Source organism: Halomonas sp. IOP_31, from assembly GCF_021151495.1.
In the GTDB taxonomy this organism is placed as follows: Bacteria; Pseudomonadota; Gammaproteobacteria; order Pseudomonadales; family Halomonadaceae; genus Modicisalibacter; species Modicisalibacter zincidurans.
This window is the reverse complement of record NZ_JAIRBP010000008.1, coordinates 48,788-62,737: the sequence shown is the minus strand read 5'-3', so window position 1 is coordinate 62,737 and position 13,950 is coordinate 48,788. Positions and strand designations below refer to the sequence as shown.

13 protein-coding genes and 1 riboswitch are annotated in these 13,950 nt (G+C 65.0%); of the genes, 1 reads left to right on the top strand and 12 read right to left on the bottom strand.

The features are described 5' to 3' along the window. Nucleotides 1-45: 45 nt before the first annotated feature. The 3 genes from K7I12_RS06410 to K7I12_RS06400 all read right to left on the bottom strand — a co-directional run bounded on the left by K7I12_RS06410 (nucleotide 46) and on the right by K7I12_RS06400 (nucleotide 3,431). On the bottom strand, nucleotides 46-1,869 hold the full coding sequence (locus K7I12_RS06410; RefSeq protein ID WP_231663520.1) for an acyl-CoA dehydrogenase C-terminal domain-containing protein: 1,824 nt from the start codon (nucleotides 1,867-1,869) through the stop codon (nucleotides 46-48). Nucleotides 1,870-2,054: 185 nt separating this feature from the next. Next, nucleotides 2,055-2,828: an SDR family NAD(P)-dependent oxidoreductase gene (locus K7I12_RS06405; RefSeq protein ID WP_231663518.1), complete on the bottom strand. Its 774-nt coding sequence runs from the start codon at nucleotides 2,826-2,828 to the stop codon at nucleotides 2,055-2,057. Beyond that, nucleotides 2,829-3,431, bottom strand: a complete 603-nt coding sequence (locus K7I12_RS06400; protein ID WP_231663515.1) for a TetR/AcrR family transcriptional regulator — start codon at nucleotides 3,429-3,431, stop codon at nucleotides 2,829-2,831. Nucleotides 3,432-3,546: 115 nt separating this feature from the next. On the opposite strand from K7I12_RS06400, the gene K7I12_RS06395 reads away from it, so the two are divergent. Next, the gene (locus tag K7I12_RS06395) at nucleotides 3,547-4,734 is read left to right on the top strand and encodes an acetyl-CoA C-acyltransferase (RefSeq protein WP_231663513.1); all 1,188 of its coding nucleotides are present in this window, start codon (nucleotides 3,547-3,549) and stop codon (nucleotides 4,732-4,734) included. A gap of 140 nt (nucleotides 4,735-4,874) precedes the next feature. Here the strand turns inward: K7I12_RS06395 and crcB are convergent, their stop codons facing one another. From crcB to K7I12_RS06350, 9 genes are all read right to left on the bottom strand, one after another. Next, on the bottom strand, nucleotides 4,875-5,273 hold the full coding sequence (gene crcB, locus K7I12_RS06390) for a fluoride efflux transporter CrcB (protein ID WP_231663511.1): 399 nt from the start codon (nucleotides 5,271-5,273) through the stop codon (nucleotides 4,875-4,877). Between the two features lie 91 nt (nucleotides 5,274-5,364). Then, a riboswitch (Fluoride riboswitch) is annotated at nucleotides 5,365-5,446 on the bottom strand. A 48-nt stretch (nucleotides 5,447-5,494) separates the two neighbouring features. After that, on the bottom strand, nucleotides 5,495-6,352 hold the full coding sequence (gene pstB / locus K7I12_RS06385) for a phosphate ABC transporter ATP-binding protein PstB (protein WP_231663509.1): 858 nt from the start codon (nucleotides 6,350-6,352) through the stop codon (nucleotides 5,495-5,497). Between the two features lie 26 nt (nucleotides 6,353-6,378). Then, the gene (pstA, locus tag K7I12_RS06380) at nucleotides 6,379-7,545 is read right to left on the bottom strand and encodes a phosphate ABC transporter permease PstA (protein ID WP_231663507.1); all 1,167 of its coding nucleotides are present in this window, start codon (nucleotides 7,543-7,545) and stop codon (nucleotides 6,379-6,381) included. A gap of 22 nt (nucleotides 7,546-7,567) precedes the next feature. Beyond that, a complete protein-coding gene (pstC, locus tag K7I12_RS06375) occupies nucleotides 7,568-8,824 on the bottom strand; it encodes a phosphate ABC transporter permease subunit PstC (RefSeq protein WP_231663505.1) in 1,257 nt (418 codons plus the stop codon). A gap of 100 nt (nucleotides 8,825-8,924) precedes the next feature. Beyond that, complete coding sequence (locus tag K7I12_RS06370; RefSeq protein ID WP_231663503.1) at nucleotides 8,925-9,953, bottom strand: PstS family phosphate ABC transporter substrate-binding protein; 1,029 nt, start codon at nucleotides 9,951-9,953, stop codon at nucleotides 8,925-8,927. A 103-nt stretch (nucleotides 9,954-10,056) separates the two neighbouring features. Further along, nucleotides 10,057-11,268 carry a Bcr/CflA family multidrug efflux MFS transporter gene (locus K7I12_RS06365; RefSeq protein WP_231663501.1) on the bottom strand — a complete coding sequence of 404 codons (1,212 nt, stop codon included), beginning with the start codon at nucleotides 11,266-11,268 and terminating at the stop codon, nucleotides 10,057-10,059. A gap of 155 nt (nucleotides 11,269-11,423) precedes the next feature. Beyond that, on the bottom strand, nucleotides 11,424-11,933 hold the full coding sequence (locus K7I12_RS06360) for an STAS domain-containing protein (RefSeq protein WP_031383010.1): 510 nt from the start codon (nucleotides 11,931-11,933) through the stop codon (nucleotides 11,424-11,426). Then, a complete protein-coding gene (locus K7I12_RS06355; protein ID WP_231663499.1) occupies nucleotides 11,920-13,098 on the bottom strand; it encodes a PP2C family protein-serine/threonine phosphatase in 1,179 nt (392 codons plus the stop codon). Before K7I12_RS06355 ends, K7I12_RS06360 begins: the two co-directional genes overlap by 14 nt. A gap of 12 nt (nucleotides 13,099-13,110) precedes the next feature. Continuing rightward, nucleotides 13,111-13,851 (bottom strand): MlaA family lipoprotein, encoded by a 741-nt coding sequence (locus K7I12_RS06350; protein WP_231663497.1) that lies wholly within the window; start codon nucleotides 13,849-13,851, stop codon nucleotides 13,111-13,113. Nucleotides 13,852-13,950: the final 99 nt, after the last annotated feature.

Genomic DNA, 13,950 nt, shown 5'->3' with positions numbered 1-13,950 from the left:
GGGTCAGAGCGCCTGACCTAGAGACATCGTGTCATGCCCGAAACCTTAGATCTCGAAGCCAAGGCCGAACTCATCGGCACTCAACGCCATCAACGAAACGCCACCGGCGCGGATCATCTCGGCATGCCCGCGGGTGCGCGGCAGCAGGCGCTGGAAGTAGAAATCCGCCGTCGCCAGCTTGGCCCGATAGAACGCCCCGTCGCCCTTGCCCGCGGCGAGCGCCTGGCTGGCGGTATTCGCAGCCCGTGCCCACAGATAGGCCAACGCCACATAGCCCGAATAAAGCAGGTAGTCGACACTCGCCGCACCGACTTCCTCGCGATCGTGCATGGCCTTCATGCCCACCGCCATGGTCAGCTCGCCCCACTCGGCGTTGAGTCTGGACAGCGGCTCGATATAGGCCTTGAGGGCGCTGTTGTCGGCTTGCGCCTGGCAGAACTTGTGGATCTCCCTGGTAAAGACCTTGAGCGTTTCACCCTGGCTCATCAGTACCTTGCGGCCCAGGAGGTCGAGCGCCTGGATGCCGGTCGTGCCCTCGTAGAGCCGGGTGATGCGCGCATCGCGAACGAACTGCTCCATGCCCCACTCGGCGATGAAGCCGTGGCCGCCGAACACCTGCACGCCCTCGTTGGTCGCCTCGAAGCCCAGCTCGGTGAGAAACGCCTTGACGATCGGCGTGAGCAGGCCGAGCAGCGTCTCGGCACGCTCGCGCTCGGCGGCATCGGCTGCGTGCTCGGCCAGGTCGACCTGTTGACCGGTATACATCACCAGCATCCGCCCGCCCTCGGCGAGCGCCTTCTGGGTCAGCAGCATGCGGCGCACGTCGGGATGCACGATGATCGGATCGGCCGGCTTGTCGGTGGCCTTGGGCCCCGACAGCGCACGCATCTGCAGGCGATCCCGGGCGTACGCCAGGGCATTCTGGAAACTCGCCTCCATCAGCCCCAGCCCCTGGATGCCCACCCCGATACGCGCCTCGTTCATCATCGTGAACATGCACGCCAGGCCCTTGTGCTTCGGCCCCACCAGGTAGCCCTTGGCGGCGTCGAAGTTGATCACGCAGGTGGCGTTGCCGTGGATGCCCATCTTGTGTTCCAGCGAGCCGCAGCTCACGCCGTTGCGCTCGCCGACGCGGCCCCCGGCGTCCGGCAGGCTTTCTGGCAAGTACTTGGGCACCACGAACAGCGAAATGCCCCGCGAGCCCTCCGGCGCGTCGGGCAGCTTGGCCAGTACCAGGTGAACGATGTTCTCGGTCAGGTCGTGATCGCCGGCGGAGATGAAGATCTTGGTGCCGGTGATCCGATAGCCGCCATCGTCGTCGGGCACTGCACGGGTCTTGATCAGTCCCAGGTCGGTGCCGCAATGCGGCTCGGTCAGGCACATGGTGCCGGTCCACACGCCCTCGACCAGCTTGCTCAGGTAGCTGGCCTTCTGGGCATCGCTGCCATGATGGCGCAGCGCATCGGCGGCCCCGTGGGACAGCCCCGGGTACATGCCCCAGGCCAGGTTGCTCGAGCAGATCATCTCCGACAGCGCCAGGTTCAGCGACGCCGGCAACCCCTGGCCGCCGAACTCGGGCTCGGCCGCCAACCCCGGCCAGCCGCCGTCGACGTACTGGGCATAGGCCTCCTTGAAGCCCTGCGGGGTCTTGACCTCGCCGCCCTCGAGCACACAGCCCTCCTGATCGCCACGCTGATTGAGCGGCAGCAGCACCTCGCGGGCGAAGCGTCCGCCCTCCTCGAGGATCGCCGCAATCACGTCCGGCGAGGCGTCTTCGCCGCCCGGCAGGCCTGCGTAGTGGCCGGGGTAGTCCAGCAGCTCATCCATGACGAAGCGCAGATCGCGCAGCGGAGCCTGATAGTCGGGCATGACGAACACTCCTCAATACACGCCGGAATCGGTCGGTCGTGCGGCCTGGGCCGCTCTCAAACATGCGTTTGAAATTATCCCGGCGCCGAGTGCAAGTCAAGCGTTCGTTTGATTCTCGCGAGGTAGGCCCACAGACCGTCGGGCGGCTCCCTCGAGCTATTCATGGAACCGCCCGACGAGGTTCATCACTGCATGCGGATGCCGCCGTCGAGGCGAATGGTCTCGCCGTTGAGCATCGCGTTGGTGACGATCTGCTCGGCCAGCATGGCGAACTCCGTGGCCCGTCCCAGGCGCTTGGGAAACGGCACCGCGGCCGACAGCGCGGCGAGGGCATCATCGGGGATGCCCGCCATCATCGGCGTCTCGAAGACCCCCGGAGCGATGGTCATCACGCGGATGCCGTGGCGCGACAGCTCGCGGGCCAGCGGCAGGGTCATGCCCGCCACCCCGGCCTTGGACGCGCTGTAGGCGGCTTGGCCCACCTGGCCGTCGAAGGCGGCGATCGACGCCGTGTCGATGATCACTCCGCGCTCGCCATCCTCGCCCTGCGGCTCGTTGCGCGCCATCGCCGCCGCCGCCAGTCGCAACACGTTGAAGGTGCCCACCAGATTGACGTTGACGGTGCGTGCGAAGGCCTCGAGATCCGCCGGCTTGCCGTCGCGATCGAGCAGCTTGGCGACGCTGACCACCCCGGCGCAGTGCACTACTCCATGCAAACCGCCATACAAACCGCCCCACTCCAGCGCGCGATCGACGACGGACTGCATGGCGTCGCCATCGGTGACGTCGCCGCGGCACGCCAAGGCCGCCTCGCCCAGCTGTTCGGCAAGCGCCTCGACGGCCTCGCTCAGGTCGCAGAGCACCACCCGGGCGCCGCCGGCCACCAGCCGTTCGGCGGTCGCCGCGCCCAGCCCCGAGGCGGCGCCGGTGATCAGGAAGGTACGTTCGGTCAATTGCATTCAGCGTGTCTCCGTTTGTGCGGCGGCCAACGCGCGGCCGCTCAGCATGGCAAGCAGTTCGCCGGCCAGCGCTTCGGGCGAGCGCGGCCCTGCCGGGTCGTACCAGCGCACCGTCCAGTTGAGCGCGCCGAGCACGAAACGCCGCACCAGCAAGCGATCGCCGTGGATCAGCCCGGCCTCCAGCGCTTCGTCGACCACCTTCTGCCACAGCGACTCGTAGGCGTCACGCAGGTGGATCAGGTGATCCCGCGAAGCAGCGTCCAGACGCCGCCATTCATAGAGCGCCACGACATGCGCATTGCGCTCGGTCAGCAACGTCTCGAGGTGCGCCCGCGCCAGCGCATCGAGGCGCACCTCGGGCGAGCATCCGGCCTCGGCCAGCGACCCACGCGCCAGTGTCAGCGCATGCTGCATGCCGATCTCGATCACCGCGCGGAGAATCGCCTGCTTGTCGCTGAAGTGGTGAAACAGGCTGCCCGACTTGATCCCCATCGCCTGGGACAGCATGCGCACCGTGGTCCGGTCGAAGCCCTCTTCGACGAACAGACGAGCGGCGATCCGGACCAACTCCTTGCGACGGGGTGAGGCGTTCACTAAAGTCATTGAGCCAGGACCTGAACACGAGCGTTTGCTTGGTTTTTACCGAGCAAAGCATAGGGCCACCCGGCGGTCAACGCAGCCATGCCGGCCCCATCGAATAACGAGAGTGGAGAACGCCATGTCTTCAACGAGCGATATCGTCATCCTGGGCGGTGCGCGCACCCCAATGGGCGGCATGCTCGGCAGCCTGTCGAGCCTGAGCGCACCGCAGCTCGGCGCCGTCGCCATCCGTGCCGCCATCCAGCGTGGCGGCATCGACGCCGACGCCATCGACGAAGGCATCCTCGGCTGCGTGCTGCCCGCCGGGGTCAAGCAGGGGCCGGCACGCCAGGCGATGCGCCAGGCCGGGATCAGCGATGCGCGCGGCGCGACCACCGTCAACAAGCTGTGCGGCTCGGGCATGAAGGCCGCCATGTTCGCCCACGACCTGATTCGCGCCGGCAGCGGCGAGATCCTGCTCGCCGGCGGCATGGAGTCGATGTCCAACGCCCCGCACCTGCTGACCCGCGCCCGCGGCGGCTATCGCCTGGGCCATGGCGAACTCAAGGATCACATGTTCCTCGATGGCCTTGAGGACGCCGAGAGCGGACAGCTGATGGGCGCCTTCGCCCAGCAGGTCGCCGATGGCCGGGGCTACGCCCGCGAACGCATGGACGATTTCGCCATCGCCTCGCTGGAGCGCGCCATGGCGGCGCACGAAGCCGGTGAACTCGACGCCGAGATCGCCCCGGTCACGGTCGCCTCGCGCCATGGCGAGAGCGTGGTCGAGCATGACGAGCAGCCGTTCGCGGCGCGCCTCGACAAGATCCGTACGCTGCGCCCTGCCTTCAGTCGCGACGGCACCATCACCGCCGCCAACTCAAGCTCGATCTCCGACGGCGCCTCGGCGCTGATCCTGGCCAGCCGTGGCGCGGCCGAGGCCGTCGGCGCCTCGGTGCAGGCCACGCTCCTCGGCCATGCCACGCATTCCCAGCACCCCAGCGAATTCACCCTCGCTCCGGTGGGCGCGATCGGCAAGTTGCTCGAGCGCCTCGGCTGGTCGGCCGATGACGTCGATCTCTACGAGATCAACGAGGCTTTTGCCGTGGTCACGCTGATCGCCATCGACGAGTTGCGGCTGGATCACGACAAGGTCAACGTCTTCGGCGGCGCCTGCGCCCAGGGCCACCCGATCGGTTCCACCGGCTCGCGGATCATCGTCACGCTGCTCAACGCACTGCGCCGACGCGGCGGCAAGCGCGGCATCGCCAGCCTGTGCATCGGCGGCGGCGAGGCCACGGCAATCGCCGTCGAACTCGCCGACTGACACCGCGCTCGTTGGCGCCGATCGGCCAGCGGGCGTTCCCAGCATCCTGACAGCACCCGAGCGAGTGCCTATTTCAGCACCCGAGCGAGAGCCTATTTCAGCACCCGAGCGAGAGCCTATTTCAGCACCCGAGCGAGTGCCTATTTCAGCATCCCCGCCAGATGGCGCAGCGCGCCGAACGTCGCCATGCCCAGCGCGGCCATGCCCAGCGAACCGCCGACGTGCAGGGCGATGCCCGCCAGCGTCATGCCCCAGCGGCCCGTCTGGATATTGGCGAGCATTTCGATGGAAAACGTCGAGAAGGTCGTCAACGCGCCCAGAAAGCCGGTAACCACGAACAGTCGCCATTCCGTCGACAACGACGGCATCTGAGCGAACGACGCGAAGGCCACGCCGATCAGCCAGCTACCCAGCAAATTGGCGAGCAGCGTGCCGGGCGGCAGCGTGGGAAACAGCGCATTCAGCCAGAGACTCAGCAGCCAGCGCAAGTTGGCGCCTAGTGCCGCGCCGCCGCCGATGGCCAATATCGATAACCACATGCGTTCTTCGTCCTGTCATTTACAAGGGAAACGAAAGCAACGCGAAGCGGCCGGGAGGAAGGGACATACGATGCCTGCTACGCACCTCGGGCGCTTCGCAGGCATCATTAACCGCCGTGACGGGCGGTGGTTCGGTCTTGAAGACCCGGAGGAATGCCATCTCCGTGGCCGGTAGGTTTACCACGCCCGCCGGCTGCGGTTCAAGAAGCCCCAGGGGGTGATCAGCCGTAGCGACCGGTGATGTAATCTTCGGCTTTCTTGGTGTAGGGATTGGAAAACATCATCTGCGTGTCGTTGTATTCGATCACCTCGCCGAGGTGGAAGAACGCCGTGTAGTCGGCGACGCGCGCGGCCTGCTGCATGTTGTGGGTGACCGTGACGATGGTGAACTGCTGCTTGAGCTTGTCCATCAAGTCCTCGATGGTCGCCGTCGAGATCGGATCGAGCGCCGAGGTGGGCTCGTCCATCAGGATCACGTCGGGCTGCACGGCGATCGCTCGGGCGATGCATAGCCGCTGCTGCTGACCGCCGGACAGCGAGGTACCGGGCTGCTGCAGCTTGTCCTTGACCTCGTTCCACAGCCCGGCGTCGGTCAGTGCGCGCTCGACCAGTTCGTCCTGCTCGGCCTTGCGACCGACCAGGTCGTGCATGCGCGGTGCGTAGGCGACGTTCTCGTAGATCGACTTGGGAAACGGGTTGGGCTTCTGGAAGACCATGCCGACCCGACGGCGCAGCGCGACCTCGTCCATTCTGGCGTCATTGACGTCGCGACCGTCCATTTCCACCCGTCCGCTGACTCGCACGCCCTTGATCAGGTCGTTCATGCGGTTGAGGCAGCGCAGGAAGGTCGACTTGCCACAGCCCGACGGACCGATCAGCGCGGTCACGTTGCGCTGGTAGACGTCGATGTCGATATTTTTCAGCGCCTGGTTGTCGCCGTACCACAGGTTGAGATCGCGCACGCGGATGCTCAGTTCGTGATTGGCCTTCTCGTTGCGGCTTACCGGCCCACCGGGCGCCGGCTGACGCTGCACGCCATGGGGTTTATCGCGACTTTCGACAGTTTGCTCGTTCAGCATGATCTTGTCCTATGCAAAGTGGTGACTTACCAGCGCCGTTCGAATTTCTTGCGCAGCCACACCGCCGTGGCATTGAGCGAGATTAGCACCGCCAGCAGCACCAGGATGCCGCCGGCCGTCTTCTCGACGAAGGCACGGTCAGGCTCTCCGGCCCAGGTGAATATCTGCGCCGGCATCACCGTCGCGGCATCCGTGAAGGAACCGCCGACATCGGGGATGAAGGCCACCATGCCGACAATGATCAAGGGCGCGGTCTCGCCCATCGCCTGGGCCATGCCGATGATCGAGCCGGTCAGAATGCCGGGCAGGGATAACGGCAGTACATGATCGCGCACCACCTGCCAGCGCGAGCAGCCGACCCCGAACGCCGCCTGGCGAATGCCGTCCGGCACGCTGCGCAGCGCCGAGCGCGTGGTGATGATGATCACCGGGAGCGTCATCAGCGCCAGCGTCAGGCCGCCGACCAGCGGCGATGAGCGCGGCACGCCGAAGAAGTTGATGTAGATCGCCAGGCCCAGCAGCCCGAACAGGATCGACGGCACCGCCGCGAGATTGTTGATGTTGATCTCGATGAGCTGGGTCAGCCGGTTGTCGGGGGCGAACTCTTCCAGATAGACCGCCGTCATCACGCCGATCGGAAAGCATACCAGCATGGTCACGATCAGCGTCAGGACGGTGCCTATCGCCGCCGAGGCGATGCCAGCCAGTTCCGCCATCTTGGAGTCGCCGTTGGTGAAGAACGTGGTATTGAAACGCAACTCGGCGCGCCCGGCCTCGACCAGGCGTTCGACCACGCGGACCTCGCTGGCGCGCAGGGCGTCCTCGTTACCCTTGAGATACTGATCAACCGAGCTGTCGGCGAGCACCCACTCCATGCGGGTGGTGCCCAGCAGCTCGGGATTTGCGTCCATACGCCTGGGGATCAGGCGCAGATAACCGCGACTGACCAGCGCGCGCACGTCATCGTCGACCGCGGCCGGCGGAATTTCACGCGCCTGCTCGCTGTAGCGGACTTCGACCTGAATCTGCGCCTGCTGGAAGGCCGGCAGGCCCTTGACCAGCATGTCGCCGATGAAAACGAGCAGAAACGCCGCCGCCAGGATCAGCGCCCCCATCGACAGGTACTTGAGGCGCGCCGAGCGGCGATGACGCCGCTTCAGCTGGGCGGTGATCTCGTCAAAGGATTGGCTCATGAGCGCAACATTCCTCGTCGTGTCACAGGGTGTTGGTGCGGTACTTGTCGCGGAAGCGACGAATCATCAGGACCGAGACCATGTTGAGGATCAGCGTGACCACGAACAGCACCAGTCCCAGCGCGAACGCGGACAAGGTTTCGGCGCTTTCGAATTCCTGGTCGCCGGTCAGCGCGGCGACGATGCGCACCGTCACGGTAGTCATGTCCTCGAGCGGGTTGGCGGTCAGGTTGGGGCGCATGCCGGCGGCCATTACCACGATCATGGTTTCGCCCAGCGCCCGCGACACCGCCAGCAGCGAAGCGGAGATGATCCCCGGCAGCGAGGCCGGCAGCACCACGTTGCGAATGGTCTCGCCCTTGGTCATGCCCAGTGCCAGCGAGCCTTCGCGCATGCTGTCGGGCACCGCATTGATCACGTCGTCGGAAAGCGACGAAATGAACGGGATGATCATGATCCCCATCACCACCCCCGGTGCCAGCGCGTTGTTGTAGGACGCATCGAGACCGAAGAAGCCGGCCACGTCGACGATGATCGGAGCAATGGTGATTGCCGCGAAGAAGCCATAGACCACGGTGGGAATCCCGGCGAGCACCTCGAGCACCGGCTTGGCCAGGTCGCGTACCTTGGGCGGTGCGAACTCGGCCATGTAGATAGCCGCCATCAGCCCCACCGGGATCGCCACCAGCATGGCGATCAGCGAAATCAGGAAGGTTCCGGCGAACAGCGGCACCGAACCGAACTGCGCTCCTCCCGCGCCTTCGCCGGCACGCCCCGCGGAAGCCAGGAAACTGTCGCCCGGCGCCCAGGTGGTCCCGGAGATGAAGTCCCACAGGCTTTGCATCTGGAAAAAGCGGATCGCTTCGGAGACGATCGACAGCAGGATGCCTACCGTGGTGACGATCGACATCAAGGCCGCCGTAGCCAGCGCCAGGCGAATGACCCTTTCGATCGCCTGGCGGGCATGAAAGTCGGGGCGCACCTGCTTGAGTCCGACGAACAGGCCGATGGCGGCAATCACCATGCTGGCCGAGAGCAAGTACACCACGGGGATCTCGGCGCCCAGCAGCAGCAGCACGAAGGCGCCCAGCGCGCCGGCCAGAATCGCCGGGCCGGCCGTGGCAAGCACTGAGAACCAGGCGTACTGATCGGGCTGGGCAAACATCGCCACGCCAGAGACGCGTGTGCGTGTCGCCTTGCCACGCGCCGCGAAGAAGGCAACCAGCCCCAGCATCAACAGCACGCCACCGAAAAGCAGATAAATCAGGTTGGTCGACATAACATTCTCTTGGCAGGAGTCCGCTCCCTCAGGGCCACCCTGCATGCATGCGGGCCGGCGGCTTGCGCCACCGGCCCCACCGTTTCATGCAGCGACATGATTACTTGAGGTCGGCCAGTTCGAGCTTCTCTTGGTTCTCGACCGCCTGACGCTGTTCGCTACGCATCTCCTCGGGCAGCGGAATCAACCCCAGCCCCTTCAGATACCCCATCGGCCCGATCATCTTCTCGGTCATGAACAGATTGGCGTATTCGTACATCGCCGGCACGGACTCGGCGTGCTGGTTCTTGATATAGAAGAACAGCGAGCGGGAGACCGGATACTCGCCGGAGCTGATCGCGTCCGGGGTCGGCGCAACGCCATCGATGCTGGCGCCGATCAGCGTGTCGGTGTTCTCCTCGAGGAACGAGTAGCCGAAGATGCCGAAGGCCTTGGTGTCCTCGGCCAGGCGCTTGACGATCAGGTTGTCGTTCTCGCCGGCGTCGATATAGGCGCCATCCGAGCGGATGTCGGTATAGCCATCGCCGCCATAGGCTGGCATGTCTTCGGAGGCGGCTTCCATGACCAGTTCCTGGAAGGCGTCACGGGTGCCGGAGGTGGTAGGCGGACCATAGACGGAAATCTCGCGATCGGGCAACGAGGGGTCGATGTCGCTCCACTTCTGGTAGGGGTTGGCAACCAGCTTGCCGTCCTGCGGCACCTTGGCGGCCAGCGCCAGGAAGATCTGCTCGCGAGTCAGGTCGATCGGTTCGTTGCTGCTGGATTCGGCGAAGGCGATACCGTCATAGCCGATCACCGCTTCGGTGATGTCGGTCACGCCGTTCTGCTGGCAACGTTCGAATTCGGAAGTCTTGATGCGCCGTGAAGCATTGGTGATATCCGGCGTATCCTCACCGACACCTTCGCAGAACAGCTTCAGGCCGCCGCCTGAGCCGGTGGACTCGATGACCGGCGTCTGGTAATCGGTGGTCGCGCCGAACTCCTCGACGACATAGCTGGCAAATGGGTAGATCGTGCTCGAGCCGACGATGCGCAGCTGCTCACGCGCCTGGGCAACGCCTGCGACGCCCATCACGGCAGCGGCGATCGCGGTCGTCTTCACGATACGGCTGTTGAGGATGCGGTTCATTGTGTAACTCCTGTCGATGAGAGTGTTCAACTTTCGCCCGACACACGATGCCTAACCAAGATGACAGCTTCATGACACGATCGCCAATCGGCCTTGCACGTGACTACGCCTGCTCGGTCGCCAGTTTCTGCGCGCGCAGCGCCTGCCCCGAGAGTACACGCACTCCCAGGTTGCCGGCGATCGAAGCGCCGATCATGGTCAGTACCATCGGCCAGGCGCTGGGGATCTCGAAGGCACCGACCAGCACGCCGGCCAGCGCCCCGGAGGAGAACTGGATGCTGCCCTGCATCGCCGTTGCCGTCGCGCTCATTGTAGGAAAATGATCGAGCATCGACGACATCGCATTGGGCCCGATCAGCCCCTGCATGCCGACGAACACCATCAGCAGCGGCGCCACCGTGTAGAGCGAAGCCAGCCCGGTGGCGAACAGCACCACCAATGCCAGCCCCGCAGCGAACTGGATGCCCAGCCCCCACAGCAGGTTGCGCTGCGGCGACGAGCGCTTGAGCAGGCGGATGTTGATGCGGTTGGAACCGGCCATGATCAGGATGTTGGCGCCGAACACGAACGGGTAGACCGCCGGTGACAAGCCGAAATACTCCATGTACAGAAAGGGCGAACCGGTAATGAAGGCGAACATGCCGGCAAACGACATCGATACCGCGCAGATATAGCCCATCGCCTCGCGATGGCGCAGCACCGTCAGATAATTGCCCAGAACCTGGGCAAAGCTCGGCGCCTCGGGATCGCGGCCGTGGGTTTCGGGCAGATAGCGACCCAACAGCCACAGCAGAAAGACCGCATAAAGCGCCAGGAAGGCAAAGATCAGCCACCAGTCGGCAAGATACAGCAGCAGGCTGCCCAGCGCCGGCGCGACCAGCGGCGCCAGCATCAGGATCATCACCATGGTCGAGAGCACCTTGGCCGCTTCGCGGCCACTGAAGCAGTCGCGCACGATCGCCGCCGAGTTGACCACCGAGGCCCCGCCGCCCAATGCCTGCACAAAGCGCAGCGCCCATAGCGCCTCGAGGCTCTCGACCTGAGTGATCGCCAGGCTCGACAGCAGGAACACCACGATGCCGCCGAGCAGCACCGGACGCCGCCCCAACCGATCGGACAACGGGCCGAAGATCAACTGGCCGACGGCGAACCCGAACAGGAACAGGCTGACCGACAGTTCGGTCAGGTGCACGCTGGCCCCGACCGCCGCGGCCAGCGCCGGAATGGCCGGTAGATAAGCATCGATGGCCAATGGCGCAAGCGCCGTATTGGCTGCCACCAATAGCGCCACGCGGCGCGCATCGAGCTGCAACATAACGCTCCTTGTCAAGGCGGACGAATAACCGGGAGGGACCCAACGAGCCGCTAATGGTAGCAGCTCTTGACCGGCCCGTCGGGACGGCCCAGGCGGACAGCATGTCATCGTCGCCATGGGCCGGGACTCCAGTATGCGGGGGGGAACGCGCTACTTCAGGAGTCGCTGCGCTGCTGCTGGGCCTCGAGCAGGTCGACCAGTGGCTGGAACTCCGCACGATTGTGCTCGTTCATGCGCATCAGGATGCGATGGGCCTCGAGGATGCGCTCCTGCAGTCCCTCCTCGTCGGCTTTTACCGCCGGCAGCTCGGCCAGCCCGCCCGCCGGCTCGGCGATCGGCGCCTGGACCAGCGTGAAATAGCGCGAAAAGCCCATGACGTCGAGCATCCGGCGCACGTCGGGATGATCGACGACGATCGTCGGCGGATGGTCGAGCCGCGCCTTGACCGCCAGAGCGACCTTGGCCAGAAAGCCCAGCGCCGTGGAATCGACATTGGTCGCCTCGCGCAGATCGACGATCACCGTCGTCAATCCCGGCATGTCCGCCAGTCGCTGGGCTTCATTGTCCAGCGTGGCACACAGGGTCAAGCGAACATCCCCACATAACTTGAGCACGAAAACGCCGCCATCGAACGCCGCCTTCAATCGCCCGTCATGCGTTGTCATGATCGAATCCGCTTAGCGTCATAATAGTCAAATCATCCGGTCGTTTTTCGCCACCCGTGGCGGCATCCTGCTCGCCCGCCATCAAGGCGGTGCGCAAGGTAGCCAGATCGTCGCAGACGACGATGCGTCGCTTGAGATCGTCAAGCCGTGCCGTCAGCGTCTTGCCCGGCAGGCCTTCCAGCACCCCGTCGGAACACAGCCACAGGCGAAAGTTCGCCGGCAGCGACACGCGATAGGCGGGATACTCCACGTTCGGAAACAGCCCCACCGGCATGCCCTCACCACGCAATACGTCGACCTCGCCCCGACTTCTGTCGACCAGCACCGGCATCGGCAATTGCGCGCCCAGCGAATAGTGCACCTCGCGCTGATCATGGTCGATCACCCCGACGAACAGCGTCACGTGCTTGCCGATGCCGGTGTCGAGCAGCTCGCGGTTGAGCTGGGCCAGCCAGCGAGGCGCCAGAGCCTCGGGGCGCTGCCCATCCCATTCGCCCAGCCAGCGGTTGCACAGATAGCGCAGCAGCACCGTGACGAAGGCCGACGAAGCGCCATGCCCCGAGACATCGGCGAAGTAGAACACGCTGTAACGGCCATCGAAACGCTGATAATCGAGGAAATCACCCGACAAATAGAGCGATGGCGCCAACCAGTAATCGCAAGCCACGCCATTGATCGCCAGCGGCTGCGCCGGCAGCAGCTTGCGCTGGATATGCCAGCCGGCTTGCTGGTCGAGCCGCAGCAGCGCCAGGTGGGTTTCCAGGTTTTCGTTGAGCTCAGCCAGTCGCGCACGGTCCCGGGCATGTTCCTCGGCAAGCTGCCGATGCTCCAGGGCCCGCGCCACCAGGCGCCTGAGCACATCGGCGTGGCGCAGCGGCTCGACCAGATAGTCGACCAGGCCGGCGTCGACCGCCGGCAGCAGATCGTCGTCGATGCGCGTCTCGGTGACCACGATCGTCGGTAGCCGACGCGCCAGCAGCGGCCAGTCGTCGAGGCTCACCGCGCGCACGTGCGCAACGATCAGCACGACCTCCGCGGGCAGCGCGTCGACATGCTCGGCAACGGTCACCGTATAGGAGGCGCCCAGGCCGAGTGCCGCGGCCAGCGCATCACGCGCCTCACCGGGGCGGTCGAGAAGACCGATCAGCGTAGGGGACTTGACCATGGAGTCGAGTTCTCACTCTGCGAAATCATCCGCATTGAAATCGAAGTCGTCATCGGCGAAGCTGTCGCGACCCTGCTCGCCGTCATTGACCTTGAAGCGTCGCTGCTGCAGATAGGTATCGCGCAGAAAGCTGTAGCGATCGCCCTGGATCAACTGCTCCTGGTCGAGCACGCTGGCCCGGTAATTGATCAGCTCGAGACCGCGCAGGCCATAGCGGGTGGCGTCGTCCTCGACGTAGGTCACCGGGTCGGTATACCAGTCCGCCGGTAGCCCGCTGGCATGGCGCAGGGTGCGCCCGCCGAGCAGCGGCAGCACCACGTAAGGCCCTTCGCCGACGCCCCACACCGCCAGCGTCTGGCCGAAGTCCTCTTCACGCACGCTCCAGCCCATCTGGGTGGCCGGATCGAGGACGCCACCCAGCCCCAATGTGCTATTGACTAGCAAGCGCCCCGAGGCGACCCCGGCATTGGCCCATTTCCATTGCAGGGCACTATTGATGATCGTGCGCAGCTCGCCGAGGTTGCTGAAGAAGTTGCCGACGCCATCCTGTACCGGCTGCGGCGTGATGAAATCGTAGCCTTGGGCAGCCGGCTTCAACGCGTAACGGTCGATAGTCTCGTTGAAGGCAAACACGCGACGGTTGAAGCCTTCCCATGGGTCCGCCGGATTGACGTCCTGCGGCGCCTGGCTGGCACAGCCGGCGAGCGTGGCCGCGGCAACGAGCCCCAGAGTTGCTTTACCTAAGTTTTCCATCAGCTCACCTTTAGTAACATTATGCTGCCGGCACTGTAGCCGGCTCCGAAGGAACACACCACCCCCAGCGCGCTGGCCGGAAGATCATCGCAATGCCGC

What these genes read in the sequence shown, in the direction of transcription:
- K7I12_RS06410 (WP_231663520.1), bottom strand. Translation starts at nt 1,869, where the DNA reads ATGCCCGACTATCAGGCTCCGCTGCGCGATCTGCGCTTCGTCATGGAT.
- K7I12_RS06405 (WP_231663518.1), bottom strand. Translation starts at nt 2,828, where the DNA reads ATGCAATTGACCGAACGTACCTTCCTGATCACCGGCGCCGCCTCGGGG.
- K7I12_RS06400 (WP_231663515.1), bottom strand. Translation starts at nt 3,431, where the DNA reads ATGACTTTAGTGAACGCCTCACCCCGTCGCAAGGAGTTGGTCCGGATC.
- K7I12_RS06395 (WP_231663513.1), top strand. Translation starts at nt 3,547, where the DNA reads ATGTCTTCAACGAGCGATATCGTCATCCTGGGCGGTGCGCGCACCCCA.
- crcB (WP_231663511.1), bottom strand. Translation starts at nt 5,273, where the DNA reads ATGTGGTTATCGATATTGGCCATCGGCGGCGGCGCGGCACTAGGCGCC.
- pstB (WP_231663509.1), bottom strand. Translation starts at nt 6,352, where the DNA reads ATGCTGAACGAGCAAACTGTCGAAAGTCGCGATAAACCCCATGGCGTG.
- pstA (WP_231663507.1), bottom strand. Translation starts at nt 7,545, where the DNA reads ATGAGCCAATCCTTTGACGAGATCACCGCCCAGCTGAAGCGGCGTCAT.
- pstC (WP_231663505.1), bottom strand. Translation starts at nt 8,824, where the DNA reads ATGTCGACCAACCTGATTTATCTGCTTTTCGGTGGCGTGCTGTTGATG.
- K7I12_RS06370 (WP_231663503.1), bottom strand. Translation starts at nt 9,953, where the DNA reads ATGAACCGCATCCTCAACAGCCGTATCGTGAAGACGACCGCGATCGCC.
- K7I12_RS06365 (WP_231663501.1), bottom strand. Translation starts at nt 11,268, where the DNA reads ATGTTGCAGCTCGATGCGCGCCGCGTGGCGCTATTGGTGGCAGCCAAT.
- K7I12_RS06360 (WP_031383010.1), bottom strand. Translation starts at nt 11,933, where the DNA reads ATGACAACGCATGACGGGCGATTGAAGGCGGCGTTCGATGGCGGCGTT.
- K7I12_RS06355 (WP_231663499.1), bottom strand. Translation starts at nt 13,098, where the DNA reads ATGGTCAAGTCCCCTACGCTGATCGGTCTTCTCGACCGCCCCGGTGAG.
- K7I12_RS06350 (WP_231663497.1), bottom strand. Translation starts at nt 13,851, where the DNA reads ATGGAAAACTTAGGTAAAGCAACTCTGGGGCTCGTTGCCGCGGCCACG.